The following is a 14,925-nucleotide window of genomic DNA, read 5'->3' on the forward strand; positions in this document are numbered from 1 at the left end:
CGATCTTAGGTTGTTTATTTTTTACTAATCAATTGTTTCTGATAATACAATAGTGAAGCAGGATCGAGCCTTAGTTTTTCCATCAATTGGGCATCAGAAAGTTCTGGATGGTGGCCAAGTTCGTAGAGGATGAATGATTGGTGGAGAAATTTGGGTGCTAGACTAAAGCCGAGATAATCTTCATCTTGACGCAGGTATTTATGTAGACCAGCGTTTGAGAGCCCGGGATTATCCGGTGAGAAGCGCTGCTTAAGAAAGATCTGTGAAGAGTGCTGAAGTTCTTGAAGTGGCCGAATAAATTGATTGAAGTTTGTGATAAACAGTTTTTCTGTCGAATTTGTTGGTGAGAGTTTATCCCAAACATCTTCAAAACCGGGAGTAAGAAATTCACTCACGGTATAACCACGACTTGATAAGAAAATGGTTAACCGAGTATAGAAGTGGAGATGCTCATCCTGGAGAATTTCAGGAATCTTTTCAAGCCACTTAGTTGTTAATCGTTTATTGGTACTAGTAGCTTTCCCGTGAATTGTCAGGGTTGGGTAAATCTTAATTAGCTGATGGGTGAAGAGGTAACGAAAATAGCGATTCAGGTGAGAAAGGTTCTTATTGTAAGTACTAAGGGTAATCTTTTCATCTTCTTTTAGGGCAGTTAGGAAGGCCCGCACATCCGTTTCAGTTAGGTTCTTTAATTTTGGTTCGGCAGCGAATTCTGGTCGATTGTCCATGAGAAAAGTAAAAAAATGGGTTAGGGTAGCGTCGTAGGTCTTAATTGTTAGTGGTGCCAGTCCCTGTTGATTCAAAAATAATTGAAAACGATCTTGGTATGGGTAATTCATTTTGCGTCTCCTTAATAAGCAGATATTTACTTTAACTAACATTTTAAACCAAAATCGCTCAAAAGAAAAGAACCCACAACAGTTCACACGCCCTTGCTAGATTTGCTATAATCGAGGTTGACTAAAAAATGAAGGACTTGATTAAATGATCATCAAACACTTACCGCCAATCTTTGAACCCGCTCGTCCGGTACTCCAAAAAATTGAGGACGCGGGATTCGAAGCCTATTTTGTGGGTGGTTGCGTTCGTGATACGATCTTAGGGGATTCAATCCACGATATTGATATTGCTACTAGTGCTTATCCAAGTGAAATTAAAGCGATTTTTAACCGCACTGTTGATACCGGGATCGAACATGGCACAGTGATGATTCTTGATCATGGGACGGGATACGAAACCACAACATTTCGAACCGAATCTGGCTACCAAGATTTTCGCCGTCCTGATAAGGTAACCTTTGTTCGGTCGTTAAGCGAGGATTTGAAACGGCGTGACTTTACGATTAATGCACTCGCGTTGAAGGAAAATGGTGAGGTGATTGACCTTTTTAATGGCCTGGATGACTTAAAACACCATTTAATCAAGGCTGTCGGTGATCCTAATGAGCGGTTCCATGAAGATGCCTTGCGGATGATGCGGGCTGTTCGCTTCGCTAGTAAACTGGATTTTGTAATTGCGGCGGAAACATTAGCAGGGATTAAACAAAATGCTGCTTTATTGGAGAAAATAGCGGTTGAAAGAATTCGGGTAGAATTTGAAAAACTATTAATGGGGCAAAACCCGGTAGCAGGCCTGAATGAGTTTCTGCAAACGGGTCTTTATCAATATTGTCCAGGGTTAGTAGGAAAGCAAACTGAATTAAGCGGACTATTATTGCTAAATAATTGGCAATTACGGAATGCAGAACAGGCGTGGGCAGTTATTGTAACTCAGTTAGGACTTGACTCACGTGATGCAAGTAAGTTTCTTCGCAGCTGGAAGACCTCAAATGAGCTGATTACTAACGTTAAAAAGATGATCCCAGTAATTCAGGGGCTAAGGAGTAAAAAGTTATCACCGTTGACTTTCTTTACGGCTGGTAGAAATGCTGTTCAGGATGCTAATCAAGTTGCCAAATTATATGGCTGGGCAATTCCTGATGAACAATTAATGAAGCAGTACGACTCATTACCCATTAAAAGCGGTAAAGAACTGGCTGTTAATGGGGGAGTTCTCATTAACGATGCAGGGGTAAAGCCTGGTCCATTACTAGGAAAGATCATTAAAAAGCTAACAGTACAAGTTGTTAACGGTGAATTGCCTAATGATAGGGAAACCTTAATTAATGAAGCAGAAAAAATAAAAAAAGAGGGATAAAACGAGATGCAAACAATGCAAGCTGAGGGATTAACCAGTACTTATGGTGAGAAAACCCTGTTTGATAATGTCTCCTTTACAATCAACGAAAACGATCGAATCGGTTTAATCGGTGTTAACGGGAGTGGAAAGACCAGTCTCCTTAACGTCATCAGTAAGCGGACAAGTCCGGAAAGCGGCTCGATCACTACACCAAATGACTACACGATTGGGTATCTGCAACAGCAGCCAGCGCTTGACCCAACCAAAACGATTATGGATGCAATCTTTGAAGGCGATCAGCCTGTGTTTAAAACTATTCGGGAATATGAGCTTGCACTTGATCGTTTTAGTAATCATCCCGAGGATCCTCAAGCAATGGATCAATACACTAAATTGCAAGCAAAGATGGATCAGGAGGATGCATGGGAAGCTGATAGCCGGGTTAAAACGATCCTTACTCAATTAAAAATTAAGAACGTTAGTCAAAAGGTTAGTGAATTATCTGGTGGTCAGCAGAAGCGTGTAGGGCTAGCACAGGTATTAATTCAACACCCAGATTTATTGCTTTTAGATGAACCAACTAACCATTTAGACCTTGATTCAGTAGTCTGGCTTCAAGACTTTCTTGCTTCTTATAAGGGAGCAGTCCTTTTGGTAACTCATGATCGGTACTTCCTCGACCAAGTTACTAACCACATCTGGGAATTGTCATTTGGTCACCTTTATCATTATGATGGTAATTATCAAGACTTTGTTCGGCAAAAAGCAGAACGGGTAGAATTAGCTAAGGATACCGAGAAAAAGAATCAGCAGCTATACAAGAAGGAATTAGTGTGGATGCGAACCGGTGCTAAGGCCCGATCAACCAAGCAAAAGGGACGGATTAATCGTTTCCATGAGCTTGAAGATAAGGTTGGTAATCTAAAAACTGACGAAGATATTTCAATCAATTTAGGCTCGCAACGACTTGGTAAAGATGTAATTAAATTTAAGAATGCCGATTTGACTCTGGGTGATCATCGGATTCTCCATAATTTTGATTGGTTAGTTCAAGCGGGCGACCGAATTGGAATTACTGGTGAGAACGGTGCAGGGAAGACCAGCCTGTTGAATGTGATTGCACAACGGGTACCATTAGACAGTGGGGTACTCAAAATTGGTGAAACGGTAAAGCTTGGTTATTACACTCAGCAAACTGAGGGAATTGACGATGATAAACGAATGATTAGTTTTCTGAGTGAAATTGCTGAAAATGTTACCGATAAGGACGGTAATAAGCTTAGTGTTACCCAGCTTCTTGAGCGATTCTTATTCCCCCGCTTCATGCACGGGACACTGATTAGAAAGCTTTCAGGTGGTGAGAAACGCCGTCTGTACTTGCTGAAAATTCTTATGCAACAGCCAAACGTCCTTCTTCTTGACGAACCAACTAACGATCTTGATATTGGAACATTAACGGTTCTAGAAGATTATCTGGATAACTTTGCGGGAACGGTTATTACAGTTTCTCATGATCGCTATTTCTTGGACAAAGTAGCTGATGATTTGTTAATTTTCCACGGTAACGGTGATATTCAACGTTACACTGGACGCTTTACTGATTATCTTGCTGATGCTAAAAAACAGGCTGAAGAAGAGCAGCAGCAAAAACGCGCTGTAAAAAAACAGCAAACTGCCAAGAGTCAACAATCAGTACCAAGTTCAAGTCAAAAGAAGAAGACTAAGCTAACTTATGCAGAGAAGCTAGAATGGGATCATATTGACGATGATCTTGATCAACTTGATAATAAGCGCAAGTCAATTGAAGAACAGATGACCGAGCAGTCTGCCAATTACCAAAAACTGGCCGAATTGCAAAAAAAGCTAGATCAGGTCAAAAAAGAAATTGACGATAAAACAGCGCGGTGGGAATATTTAAGTAACTACATTGACTAACAGTGAGGATACGTAATGACAATCAATGAAAATGAGCAACAATATTTAAGTTTAGCGCAATATGTTTTGGATCATGGGCACACTAAAAGCGATCGTACCGGTACGGGAACAAAATCTGTTTTTGGTTATCAGATGCGGTTTAATCTTGAAGAAGGTTTTCCGCTACTCACAACCAAGAAGGTTCCATTTGGCTTAATTAAAAGTGAATTGTTATGGTTTCTTCGGGGAGACACTAACATTCAATTCCTTTTAAAACATAAAAACCATATTTGGGATGAATGGGCATTTAAGAAGTGGGTAGAGAGTGATGAATATCATGGCCCGGATATGACAGACTTCGGTCATCGTTGGCTCAAGGATCCTGAGTTTAAAAAGGCTTATTTAAAAGAGAAACGTGATTTTTGTGAGCGGATTGTTAACGATGATGAGTTTGCCAAAAAATATGGTGACCTGGGGTTAGTTTATGGGAGTCAATGGCGTCACTGGAAAACTAGTAATGGTCAGACAATTGACCAGATTGCTAATGTGATTGACCAGATAAAGACAACCCCAGATTCACGCCGAATGATTGTTTCTGCCTGGAATCCTGAAGACATTTCATCAATGGCCTTGCCTCCTTGCCATACAATGTTCCAGTTCTATGTAAATGATGGGAAGTTAAGTTGTCAACTTTACCAGCGAAGTGCCGATATCTTTCTTGGAGTGCCATTTAATATCGCTAGTTATGCATTGTTAACGCATATGATTGCTCATCAATGTGGGCTGCAAGTGGGCGACTTTGTTCATACGTTAGGGGATGCTCATATTTACTTGAACCATCTTTCGCAGATTAAGGAACAATTGTCACGAACTCCGCATAAGGCTCCTAAGTTAATCTTACCGGATGAACCGAAGCCGATTGATGAATACGAGATGAGTGATATTAAGTTGGAAGGATACACCCACGAACCTGCTATTAAGGCACCAGTCGCGGTTTAATTAAGGAGAGAAAGAAAAATGAGTGAAGTTAATTTTATTTGGGCTGAGGATCTTGATGGTTGGATTGGAAAGGACAACCAATTACCTTGGCATGTTTCTGCTGACCTAAAACATTTTCGCAAATTGACTGCAAATCACCCAGTCATTATGGGAAGGAAAACTTATAATTCGATTGGTCAGCCATTACCGCACCGGCAGAATATTGTGTTAACTCATCAATCAATTGCTAATGATCAGATTACGGTTGTGCATGATGTTGAAACCCTTGATCAGCTGATTGATGTGTTACCGGATAATCAGGTATACGTAATTGGCGGAGCACGGATTTTCTCTTTAATGATGCCGTTAGTAAATAAGCTTGAACGAACAATCATTAATGGTCATTATAATGGCGACGTAAAAATGCCACCGATCAATTATGATCAATGGCATTTGCTTAAACGTGATGAAGTTAATGAAGATGACCAGACTAGTTGTTGGTTTGAAACTTGGGAGTTAAACAAATAAGAGGATTGAGAAGAACATAAAGGCAGTTCCTCCTAATACAAAAATATGCCAGATGAGGTGAGTATACTGAGTAGGCCGGCTATAAAATAGTGCGCCAATTGTAAAGGTTAGGCCACCCGCAAAGAGTAAACCAAAGCCAACAGGACCGAGAGCATCCCAAAGCGGCCAAAAGGCGACAATGCATAACCAGCCCATCAGGACGTATAAGAGGGTTGACCAGTTACTCTTTTTCTTTAACCAAATACTTTTGTAGACAACGCCCATAACCGCAAGTGCCCAAATGACCCCAAATAAGGACCAGCCTTGCCAGCCCTTAATACTTACGAGGCAATAAGGAGTATACGTACCAGCAATTAGGATGTAAATAAAATCATGGTCAAAAATTTGGAAAATTCGCCGTGCTTTAGTGAAGTAGAGTGAATGATACAGTGTAGAGAAAAGATAAAATAAGACGAGGGTGCTTCCGTATATTGTAAATGTAACAATTCTCATTGGGCTACCAGTCTTAGCAGCTTTAATGATTAATAATACTAAACCAGCAATTGCAAGGGCCAGCCCGATTCCGTGGGTGATTGCATTCCCAATTTCAATAATTACTGAATGCTTTGTTTCTCTGCTTTTTTCCATTTTTCTACCCCTTTCGTGTAATGTAGCAATGAATTTTACCGCTACTTTTGCTATACTTAAATAATAAATAAATAAGTTGACCATCGCAAATTTATATCGCATAATGGTTTATGAAACTTTGTCATCTAGTTTTGAAGACTAGATTATTATAACATAACATTTTCTAGGAAGAGTGAATTTTCATGGGAAAGATTAAGATCGTCTGTGATTCCTCTGCAGGATTAACAGAAGAAGAAATAAAAAAGTATGACATTACAGTGATTCCATTAACGGTAATGATTAATGGAACCGTATATGTGGAACGGGAAACAATTACTAATGACCAGTTTCCAGAATTAATGAAAAATGCTAAATCATTACCTAAGACATCACAACCACCAATTGGTCGGTTTGTTGATGCGTTTAATAAGCTTGGTGAGGATGGCAGCGAGGTTTTATGTGTTGACATGATGGAATCCATTAGCGGAACTGTCCACGCGGCTGAACAAGCTGCTGGGATGACGAAGACTAAGGTTACTGTTTACGACTCGCAAACAACTGATCGGGGAATGGCTTTCCAGATCATCGAAGCAGCTAAAGTAATTGAAAAAGGTGGCTCCGTTGAGGATGCGATCGAACGAATGAAGTATGTTCTTGCGCATTCCAAGCTCTACTTGGCAATTGACAACTTAGATAATTTAGTTGCTGGTGGTCGTGTTAGCAAATTTGCTGGGGCCCTCTCTAACTTATTGAACATTAAGGTAATGCTTCAGGTTTATGATGGTCAGATCCATATTATTATGAAAGGTCGGGGAAAGAAGGCCCTTCATAAAGAGTGGGATCAAATCTTGAATGAGATGAAAAATGGTCCTAAAGTCATGAGCGTTGGTATTTCTCATGTTGAAGGGGATAGTGAAGTTAATCGTCTCTTAACTAAGATTAAAGAATTTGAACCTAACCTCGACATCGTAGTCCGGGAAACTGTACCGATTATTGCCACCCACACTGGCTTAGGGGCATGTTGTTTGCTTTACTATACTGAATAGTTTAAATTTAAACATTTGGAAAGCGGTCATAGTTACTATGCCGCTTTTTTGGTAAAAGGTGAAAATAATGAAAAAAAGTATAAAGTGGTTATGGGGCGCTTTACTGTTGGTTCTGCTTATGGTTGGTGGCTGGTATGGCTATCAACGCTTTATTCGGCCATCAATAAGTCAGCAACAACAAGTTAAACGTGTAGAAAAGCGTCACATAAAGCTGGTAGCAGTTGGCGATTCGCTTACCTATGGACAGGGTGATGAGAAGAAAAACGGCGGCTATGTAGGCATTATAAAGCAGAAAATTCAGGATAAGTATAAGAAGACCAGTGTTTCAACCGTTAATTACGGTGTAAGCGGCGATCGTTCTGATCAGATCCTTGCACGGCTAAATAAGCAGGCAGAAATGCGTAAAGATTTAAGAGATGCTGATGTAATCGTAATGACGGTCGGTGGTAATGACTTAATGCAAACACTGGAGAAAGACATTATGATGCAATCCCAGGCCAAGATTCAGTCAAGCGTTAACCAAGCGCAAGGAACGTATGAGAATAAGTTAAACCAATTATTTACGGCTGTAAGAAAAGAGAACAAGCATGCACCAATCTTTGTGATGAGCATTTATAATCCGGTCTATACATACTTTCCAGATGTAGCTGCAATTAATGACTCAATTAACCAGTGGAACCAGGCAACCCAAAGTGTTACAAAGAAATATTCAAAAATGCATTTTGTCAGCATTTATAAAGTAATGTCATATGGCCAATACCAAACAAAAGCTCAACGGCAACAATTGATTCAACAAGAAGAAAAGGTAAACCATGGAAAGGTCCAGCAATCACAACTGTTGTCGATTATGAGTAATAAGAACCATAATTTAAACGAATATATTTCGACTGAAGATAATTTTCATCCGAACAATTTAGGATACCAGCACATGGCAAGTCGATTGTTTAAGAGTATGGTTAAGTATGATAGTTGGGAATTTGTGAGAGAATAATTAATGAATAGTAAAAAACAAGTTAACTGGTGGAAATGGGCATTTATTACTTTAATCTTAGTAATTGTGGTTGGCTGCGGTGTTGTTCTTCATCGGGCAACCGCACCAGCACCACAAGCAGAAATGTCGCAAACCACCAAAGCTAATGATTCATCGTTAATGGTCGAGTTAAACCGGAAACAAGTAAATGCCTTATCAGCAAACTATTTAGATAATTTCTTGAAGGATAATAAAATTAAATATAAGTTTATCGTTGGTGAAAAATACGCAACCCTAGTCGGTGATACCAAGTTCCTCGGTACTAAGGTTCGGTTTGCAATTAATTTTATTCCTGAACGGACAAGTCAGGGCAATGTCCTTTTACGTGCTAAAGGATTAAGTGTTGGGCGACTCAATATTCCGATTAAGTTTGTGATGGGATATATCGCCAAAAATTATAATATTCCTGAGTGGGTTTCCATAAACCCAAAAAAGAAAACTGTTTTGCTGGATTTAAATCGTTATAGTAAAAACCGGCAATTAAAGTATTCGGCACAAGAAATTAATATGCAGGATGGTCAGTTTAAATTTTTAATTACTGTTCCTGAAAAATAAGAGGAGGATGCTAAATGGCAGTTCGTGAAAGTTTTTATCACTATTTAATGACTCAGAGAAAGCCTACAGATGCAAATGAAGTTGAACAATTTGCTAATAATGCATTCTTTGATTCTGCCTTTCCTAAGCAGTCAACAGATTTTGATGAAATATCGAAATACTTGGAAGAAAATACGGATTATTTACCATCAATGACAATTTTTGATACTGCATGGCAACAATACCGCGATGCAATGAATTAGGAGGTGGAAATAAATGGCTACAATTCAATGGTTCCCGGGACATATGGCAAAAGCGCTTCGACAAATTCGCGAACAAATGCCCTTAGTTGATATTGTCTTTGAATTAGTTGATGCTCGGGTTCCTTATTCTTCACAAAATCCAGAAATAGCGTTAGCAGCAGGTGACAAGCCACGTTTATTAATTATGACTAAAACGGATCTTGCGGATTCCAAACGATTAGGCGAATGGTTAACTTACTTTAAGGAACACAACCAACCAGTGCTAGCACTTGATTCTCGGCAACAAAATGTTAGTAAAATTGTTACTGCTAAGAGCAAGGAAATTCTTCATGATAAGCTAGCAGAGGAAGCGGCCAAGGGTCTAAAGAAGCGACCTATTCGGGCAATGTGCGTGGGGGTTCCAAATGTTGGGAAATCGACCCTATTGAACCACCTAGTAAAGAAAAACGTTGCCGTAACGGGAAATCGTCCAGGAGTTACAACCGGTCAACAGTGGCTACGTTCATCAGCTGAGTTGGAATTGCTGGATACACCAGGGGTCCTTTGGCATAAATTTGCTAGTCAGAAGCAAGGAACGATGCTTGCCTTGTCAGGGGCAATTAAAGATAGTCTTTACGCTAAAGATGATGTTGCCTTATTCGCCCTTGATTATCTACGTCGTCAACAACCTGAAGAATTAAAAAAGCGGTACCGATTAACAGATGCTGACTTAGATGAAAGTGTTTCTAATCCAGACTTGTTATTGAGGATTACGGAGAAAATGGGCTTTCGTGATGACTACGACCGGGCTAGCGAACGGTTAATTTTCGAATTACGTAAGGGCAAATTAGGCCCCATTACAATGGAGGTTCCAGCTGACTTAAATGAGGATGGAATCAATGAGTAAGCAAACAATTGCAGAGATTAAACAAGCACTTCAAACACTGCATGATCCAAATTCACCGTTATTACTAGAGTTATCTCATGATCCGCGAAAGGGAGTACAAAATGCCCTTCAACAGTGGCAACGACGTGAAGAACGTTATCAAAAAGCGTTAGTCGCATTTCATCAGCGATTTAAATTTGAAAAACAATATTGGCAGCAAGGATGTCAATATGTTGCTGGAATGGATGAGGTTGGTCGTGGCCCATTAGCGGGACCAGTTGTAACGTGTGCTGTTATTTTGAGCCCAGAGTTTGATTTGATCGGGGTTACTGACTCGAAACAGCTAACCCGTCATGAACGAGAAAATCTTTACCTGCAAATTGTTAATGAAGCAATTGAGGTTAGCATTGCGGTCAATGATTCGCAGAAAATCGATCAGTTAAATATTTATGCGGCAACACAAAATGCGATGATGACAAGCGTTCGTCAATTGCATCATCAGCCCGAAAGCTTAATTGTTGATGCTGTTCCTTTACCGGCACTTGATATTCCCCAAACTACTTTGATTAAGGGAGACCAAAAATCAATTAGTGTAGCAGCAGCCAGTATTGTGGCTAAGGAGTATCGGGATCATCTAATGCGTGATTATGATCGGATCTACCCTGGATATGACTTTGCTGAAAATATGGGGTACGGAACAAAAAAACATTTAGCTGGCTTACGTAAATTAGGTGCGACTCCAATTCACCGTCGTTCATTTAATCCTGTTCCAGAATATTTAAAATAATAGCAAATTAAAAATTCTCCGTACTGTAATAGTAGGGGGAATTTTTATGTTACAAGTTCGAGAATTTTTGTTAAAATTAAGTCTTTGTCCGGGGTTAAGTCCAATTTCCCGATGGCGACTATGGCAAACTGCGGAAAGAGCACGGTCCTTTAATAACCTTAGCCTGTTAATTGAGCGTTCTGGCATTAGTATTCGTGCACAAAATGCTCTTTTAACAAAGTGGGACAGTATTGAGTTACGCGAAAAAATTCAATTAAATATGAAGCAATCCTATATTACGATTGTGGATAGTGAATATCCGCGACAACTAAGCGAAATTTTCTGCCCGCCACTAGTGCTGTTTTATCAGGGTGACCTTAGCCTTTTGAATACTCAAAGCTTGGCCGTTGTGGGTGCTCGCCAAATGACGAGTTATGGTGAAGCAACATTAAAGGGAATCCTGCCGGTAATTATAAAACGGGGAATTACGGTCATAAGTGGCCTGGCAGCTGGGGTTGATGGCCTAAGTCATGAGATTACATTAAAGAATCAAGGAAAGACAATTGGGGTCATCGGTTCCGGAATAGACCAGGTATATCCCCGAAATCATCAGTATCTTCAGCGAGCGGTTGCTGAACAGGGACTAGTGATTTCTGAGTACGGGTTAGGTGAGGAGCCAATAGCCTGGCATTTTCCGGAGCGTAACAGAATTATCGCTGGCCTTGCTGAGACGCTTTTGGTTGTAGAAGCAAAAAAGCGTAGTGGTAGTTTAATCACGGCAAATATTGCCTTAGAAGAAAATCGGAATGTTTGCGCAATTCCTGGACGAATTGATGCTCCGCTATCATTGGGGTGCAACCAGCTAATTGCAGCAGGGGCTAAACCAATTACAGAGGCTAAAGATCTCCTTGATGAATTTCTTTTAACGAATTAATCCTTGCATTTCGGCTCCTTTTTAATTAAAATCAACATTCGATTGGATATAGTTTGACAGATACTATCTAAATGCATTAATAATAGTAGTATCGGTAAGCAAGATATTTAAAAGTAATAGAAGTAAGGAGCCAATATAATGGCAACTAGTACTACAAAGAAAAAGACAACGAGTAAGCGAAAAACGACTCGTCGTGCAAAGCCAAAAAAGAAATTAGTGATTGTTGAATCACCATCAAAGGCCAAAACAATTGGGAAGTTTTTGGGCCGTTCTTATAAGGTAGTGGCAAGTTTAGGTCACGTGCGCGATTTACCTAAGAGCCGGATGGGGGTTGATATTGAGAATGATTATCAACCTGATTATATTTCAATCCGGGGTAAGGGCGACGTAATTAAGGAATTACGGAAAGACGCTAAAAATGCAAAAGCAGTCTATCTTGCATCTGATCCCGATCGTGAAGGGGAAGCGATTGCTTGGCACGTTTCAAATATTCTTAAGCTTGATGACTCTGAAAAGAATCGGGTAACGTTTAACGAAATTACTAAAGATGCGGTTAAGGAAGCCTTCAATGAACCACGAACTATTAACATGGATCTTGTCGATGCCCAACAAGCACGACGGGTTCTTGATCGGTTGGTGGGTTATTCCATCAGTCCGATCCTATGGAAAAAGGTTAAGAAGGGGTTAAGTGCCGGTCGTGTTCAATCAGTTGCCCTGAATTTAATTATCCAGCGAGAAAACGAAATTAGGAATTTTAAGCCTGAAGAGTACTGGACGATTGATGCCGAATTTAAACATAATCGTGAAAAGTTTAAAGCAGCCTTTTTTGGCGAAAACGGGAAGAAAGTTAGCTTAAAAAATAATGATGATGTTCAACGAATTTTAGGCAAACTTGATAAGAATAAAGAATTTGCAATTACCAAAGTGACTAAACGGGAGCGTAAGCGTCAACCGCAACCACCGTTTACCACCTCCACGATGCAACAAGATGCTAACCGTCGTTTGAACTTCCGTACACGGAAAACAATGATGACTGCTCAAATGTTGTATGAAGGGATTGATATTAAGCAAGGAGCACCTGTCGGCTTGATCACTTATATGCGGACTGACTCTACCCGAATTGCCTCAATTGCCAAACATGAGGCCTCTAAGTTTATTCATGAGGAATATGGTGGTGAATACGCTGCAGTTAAGCCAATTAAGGGCAAGTTGCCTGAGGGCGCCCAAGATGCTCACGAAGCTATCCGTCCAACGTCTGTTTTTCGGACACCTGCTAAAATGAAGCCATACCTGACTAATGATCAATATAAGCTGTATAGTTTGATCTGGTCACGGTTTGTTGCTAGTCAGATGACACCGGAAGTTATTGATACGATGAATGTCAACCTGCAGCAGAATAACGTTGATTTTCGCGCATCCGGTTCAAAGGTAAAGTTTGCTGGGTTTACGAAGGTATATAAGCGGGGGAAGGAAAAGGATAACCTGCTTCCTGAACTAAAAGAGGGCGATAATGCTCAAATGATCAGTGATGATCCTGCCCAACACTTTACACAACCTCCTGCACGGTATACTGAAGCTGCCTTAATTAAGACGCTTGAAGAAGACGGGGTTGGTCGTCCTTCAACCTATGCACCAACACTTGATACGATTCAGCGTCGTTATTATGTTCGACTAGTTTCACGGCATTTTGAGCCAACGGAATTAGGAGAAATTGTTAATACCATTATTGAAAAGCAGTTTCCAGATATTGTTAATGCCAAATTTACTGCCGATGTTGAAGATAAACTCGATCAAATTGAAGAGGGAAAGCAAAATTGGGTTCGAGTTGTCGATAGTTTCTATCAACCATTTTCTAAGGAAGTTAGTACCGCTGAGAGCGAAGTCGCTAAGATTGAAATGAAAGACGAACTTGCTGGGATGGATTGTGACATTTGTGGTGCTCCAATGGTAGTTAAAATGGGCCGTTATGGTAAGTTTTATGCTTGCTCACGGTTTCCTGAATGTCGAAATACAAAAGCAATTGTTAAGGATACCGGGATTACTTGTCCAAAATGTGGCCAAGGAACGGTTGTTGAACGGAAGTCAAAAAAGAATCGTGTGTTCTATGGTTGTTCACGTTATCCTGATTGTGACTTTGTTTCCTGGGATAAGCCAATCGGACGAAATTGCCCAAAAGATGGTCACTTCCTAGTTGAAAAGAAGATCAAGGGTGGTACTCAAGTCGTTTGTCCAAATGGCGATTACGAGGAAACCCCGCAAAAATAGTATAGTAAAACCGTTTTCATGATTTTTACTAAATTTTACTATTTTACTAATTTAAAAGAACTCCCTAATTTGCTATTATGCGGTTAGAGAGCTTTTTTACTAAGGAGAAATGGTACTATGATTAAGCTAGAAAACAATGATTTGACTGTTGAGATTGCTGAGCTAGGAGCCCAATTACATAGTATTCGGCGGAATGATAACCAAATTGAATATCTTTGGCAGGGAGATCCAGCTTCATGGAAACGTCAAGCACCAATTCTTTTCCCTTTTGTTGGTCGGTTAAAGGATGATCAATATGAATTTGCTGGAAAAACATACCACCAAACCCAGCATGGTTTTGCCCGGGATCGTGAATTTAAGGTTATTGATCAGACTTCTTCTCAGGTTACTCTTGAACAAACCGATAGTGAAGAAACGTTAAAGGTCTTTCCATTTGCCTTTAGCCTCCGTGTCATTTATAAATTAGTTGATGATCAATTAAAGGTTTGCTACTCGGTTACTAATCCTGATAGTAATCATTCACTAGTTTATGCAATTGGTGCTCATCCTGGCTTTAATATGCCACTGAGCGCTCAGGGTTCCTTCGAACAAGTTCAACTTAGTGTTTCTCCCGCTGAAAAGTATTCACGTGTTGTATTAGATGGCCCTTATAATGATTCACAGAACCCAATCATGATTGACATGCAAAAGCCAATGACAATTAGTCATGAACTATTTGACAACGATGCAGTAATTTTTGAAACAGGTGGTACAAGGTTTACCGCAACCTTAACTGATCCAATTAATAATCACGGTGTTCATGTTCATACTCTTGGGACCCAGCATGTTGGTGTTTGGTCACCATACCCAACTAAAGCTAATTTAGTTTGTGTAGAACCATGGTGGGGAATTGCCGATAATGTTAACGCAGATGGTAAACTATTGCATAAACAGGGAATGCATCGTTTAGCACCACAAGATAATGCTAAGTATGAGTTTAGTATTCAACCATTTTAAGGTTATAGCCTAAAAAAAGAAG

At 40.0% G+C, this 14,925-nt stretch carries 15 protein-coding genes; 13 read left to right on the forward strand and 2 right to left on the reverse strand.

What is annotated here, in order from left to right; all coding sequences use genetic code 11:
* Nucleotides 1-14: 14 nt before the first annotated feature.
* Nucleotides 15-839, reverse strand: coding sequence for a phage integrase N-terminal SAM-like domain-containing protein (locus tag HMPREF0549_RS04265; RefSeq protein WP_003717021.1), 825 nt, complete (start codon nt 837-839; stop codon nt 15-17).
* Between the two features lie 145 nt (nt 840-984).
* On the opposite strand from HMPREF0549_RS04265, the gene HMPREF0549_RS04270 reads away from it, so the two are divergent.
* From HMPREF0549_RS04270 to HMPREF0549_RS04285, 4 genes are read left to right on the forward strand one after another with little or no spacing between them, the layout of a single operon-like run.
* Nucleotides 985-2,196 carry a CCA tRNA nucleotidyltransferase gene (locus tag HMPREF0549_RS04270; RefSeq protein ID WP_003717022.1) on the forward strand — a complete coding sequence of 404 codons (1,212 nt, stop codon included), beginning with the start codon at nt 985-987 and terminating at the stop codon, nt 2,194-2,196.
* A gap of 6 nt (nt 2,197-2,202) precedes the next feature.
* Nucleotides 2,203-4,113, forward strand: a complete 1,911-nt coding sequence (locus tag HMPREF0549_RS04275) for an ABC-F family ATP-binding cassette domain-containing protein (RefSeq protein WP_003717023.1) — start codon at nt 2,203-2,205, stop codon at nt 4,111-4,113.
* Nucleotides 4,114-4,128: 15 nt separating this feature from the next.
* On the forward strand, nt 4,129-5,091 hold the full coding sequence (locus HMPREF0549_RS04280; RefSeq protein ID WP_003717024.1) for a thymidylate synthase: 963 nt from the start codon (nt 4,129-4,131) through the stop codon (nt 5,089-5,091).
* A gap of 18 nt (nt 5,092-5,109) precedes the next feature.
* A complete protein-coding gene (locus tag HMPREF0549_RS04285; RefSeq protein ID WP_003717025.1) occupies nt 5,110-5,598 on the forward strand; it encodes a dihydrofolate reductase in 489 nt (162 codons plus the stop codon).
* Here the strand turns inward: HMPREF0549_RS04285 and trhA are convergent.
* Entirely contained in the window at nt 5,587-6,225 is a 639-nt protein-coding gene (gene trhA / locus HMPREF0549_RS04290; RefSeq protein WP_040531160.1) for a PAQR family membrane homeostasis protein TrhA, read from the reverse strand. The two genes, HMPREF0549_RS04285 and trhA, sit on opposite strands and share 12 nt — an antisense overlap.
* Before the next feature lie 182 nt (nt 6,226-6,407).
* Here trhA and fakB point away from each other — a divergent pair, with 182 nt between their 5' ends.
* The 9 genes from fakB (at nt 6,408) to HMPREF0549_RS04335 (ending at nt 14,903) form a co-directional block, all read left to right on the forward strand.
* Entirely contained in the window at nt 6,408-7,250 is an 843-nt protein-coding gene (gene fakB / locus HMPREF0549_RS04295) for a DegV family protein (RefSeq protein ID WP_003717027.1), read from the forward strand.
* Between the two features lie 67 nt (nt 7,251-7,317).
* Nucleotides 7,318-8,241, forward strand: coding sequence for an SGNH/GDSL hydrolase family protein (locus HMPREF0549_RS04300; protein WP_003717028.1), 924 nt, complete (start codon nt 7,318-7,320; stop codon nt 8,239-8,241).
* A gap of 3 nt (nt 8,242-8,244) precedes the next feature.
* Nucleotides 8,245-8,835, forward strand: a complete 591-nt coding sequence (locus tag HMPREF0549_RS04305; protein ID WP_003717029.1) for a YpmS family protein — start codon at nt 8,245-8,247, stop codon at nt 8,833-8,835.
* A 14-nt stretch (nt 8,836-8,849) separates the two neighbouring features.
* Nucleotides 8,850-9,077 carry a YozE family protein gene (locus HMPREF0549_RS04310; protein WP_003717030.1) on the forward strand — a complete coding sequence of 76 codons (228 nt, stop codon included), beginning with the start codon at nt 8,850-8,852 and terminating at the stop codon, nt 9,075-9,077.
* 13 nt (nt 9,078-9,090) lie between these two features.
* Nucleotides 9,091-9,963: a ribosome biogenesis GTPase YlqF gene (gene ylqF / locus HMPREF0549_RS04315; RefSeq protein ID WP_003717031.1), complete on the forward strand. Its 873-nt coding sequence runs from the start codon at nt 9,091-9,093 to the stop codon at nt 9,961-9,963.
* Nucleotides 9,956-10,729 carry a ribonuclease HII gene (rnhB, locus tag HMPREF0549_RS04320; RefSeq protein ID WP_040531163.1) on the forward strand — a complete coding sequence of 258 codons (774 nt, stop codon included), beginning with the start codon at nt 9,956-9,958 and terminating at the stop codon, nt 10,727-10,729. Before ylqF ends, rnhB begins: the two co-directional genes overlap by 8 nt.
* A 46-nt stretch (nt 10,730-10,775) precedes the next feature.
* On the forward strand, nt 10,776-11,642 hold the full coding sequence (dprA, locus tag HMPREF0549_RS04325; RefSeq protein WP_003717033.1) for a DNA-processing protein DprA: 867 nt from the start codon (nt 10,776-10,778) through the stop codon (nt 11,640-11,642).
* 138 nt (nt 11,643-11,780) lie between these two features.
* On the forward strand, nt 11,781-13,907 hold the full coding sequence (gene topA / locus HMPREF0549_RS04330; RefSeq protein WP_003717034.1) for a type I DNA topoisomerase: 2,127 nt from the start codon (nt 11,781-11,783) through the stop codon (nt 13,905-13,907).
* Nucleotides 13,908-14,024: 117 nt separating this feature from the next.
* Nucleotides 14,025-14,903, forward strand: coding sequence for an aldose 1-epimerase family protein (locus HMPREF0549_RS04335; RefSeq protein ID WP_003717035.1), 879 nt, complete (start codon nt 14,025-14,027; stop codon nt 14,901-14,903).
* The last annotated feature ends 22 nt before the right edge of the window (nt 14,904-14,925 follow it).

This window comes from Limosilactobacillus vaginalis DSM 5837 = ATCC 49540 (assembly GCF_000159435.1).
GTDB lineage: Bacteria > Bacillota > Bacilli > Lactobacillales > Lactobacillaceae > Limosilactobacillus > Limosilactobacillus vaginalis.

Bases quoted from the DNA above. Each gene is read 5' to 3' on its own strand.
- HMPREF0549_RS04270 (WP_003717022.1), top strand. From the start codon at position 985: ATGATCATCAAACACTTACCGCCAATCTTTGAACCCGCTCGTCCGGTA.
- HMPREF0549_RS04335 (WP_003717035.1), top strand. From the start codon at position 14,025: ATGATTAAGCTAGAAAACAATGATTTGACTGTTGAGATTGCTGAGCTA.
- rnhB (WP_040531163.1), top strand. From the start codon at position 9,956: ATGAGTAAGCAAACAATTGCAGAGATTAAACAAGCACTTCAAACACTG.
- HMPREF0549_RS04310 (WP_003717030.1), top strand. From the start codon at position 8,850: ATGGCAGTTCGTGAAAGTTTTTATCACTATTTAATGACTCAGAGAAAG.
- HMPREF0549_RS04285 (WP_003717025.1), top strand. From the start codon at position 5,110: ATGAGTGAAGTTAATTTTATTTGGGCTGAGGATCTTGATGGTTGGATT.
- dprA (WP_003717033.1), top strand. From the start codon at position 10,776: ATGTTACAAGTTCGAGAATTTTTGTTAAAATTAAGTCTTTGTCCGGGG.
- ylqF (WP_003717031.1), top strand. From the start codon at position 9,091: ATGGCTACAATTCAATGGTTCCCGGGACATATGGCAAAAGCGCTTCGA.
- HMPREF0549_RS04280 (WP_003717024.1), top strand. From the start codon at position 4,129: ATGACAATCAATGAAAATGAGCAACAATATTTAAGTTTAGCGCAATAT.
- fakB (WP_003717027.1), top strand. From the start codon at position 6,408: ATGGGAAAGATTAAGATCGTCTGTGATTCCTCTGCAGGATTAACAGAA.
- HMPREF0549_RS04305 (WP_003717029.1), top strand. From the start codon at position 8,245: ATGAATAGTAAAAAACAAGTTAACTGGTGGAAATGGGCATTTATTACT.
- HMPREF0549_RS04265 (WP_003717021.1), bottom strand. From the start codon at position 839: ATGAATTACCCATACCAAGATCGTTTTCAATTATTTTTGAATCAACAG.
- HMPREF0549_RS04275 (WP_003717023.1), top strand. From the start codon at position 2,203: ATGCAAACAATGCAAGCTGAGGGATTAACCAGTACTTATGGTGAGAAA.
- trhA (WP_040531160.1), bottom strand. From the start codon at position 6,225: ATGGAAAAAAGCAGAGAAACAAAGCATTCAGTAATTATTGAAATTGGG.
- topA (WP_003717034.1), top strand. From the start codon at position 11,781: ATGGCAACTAGTACTACAAAGAAAAAGACAACGAGTAAGCGAAAAACG.
- HMPREF0549_RS04300 (WP_003717028.1), top strand. From the start codon at position 7,318: ATGAAAAAAAGTATAAAGTGGTTATGGGGCGCTTTACTGTTGGTTCTG.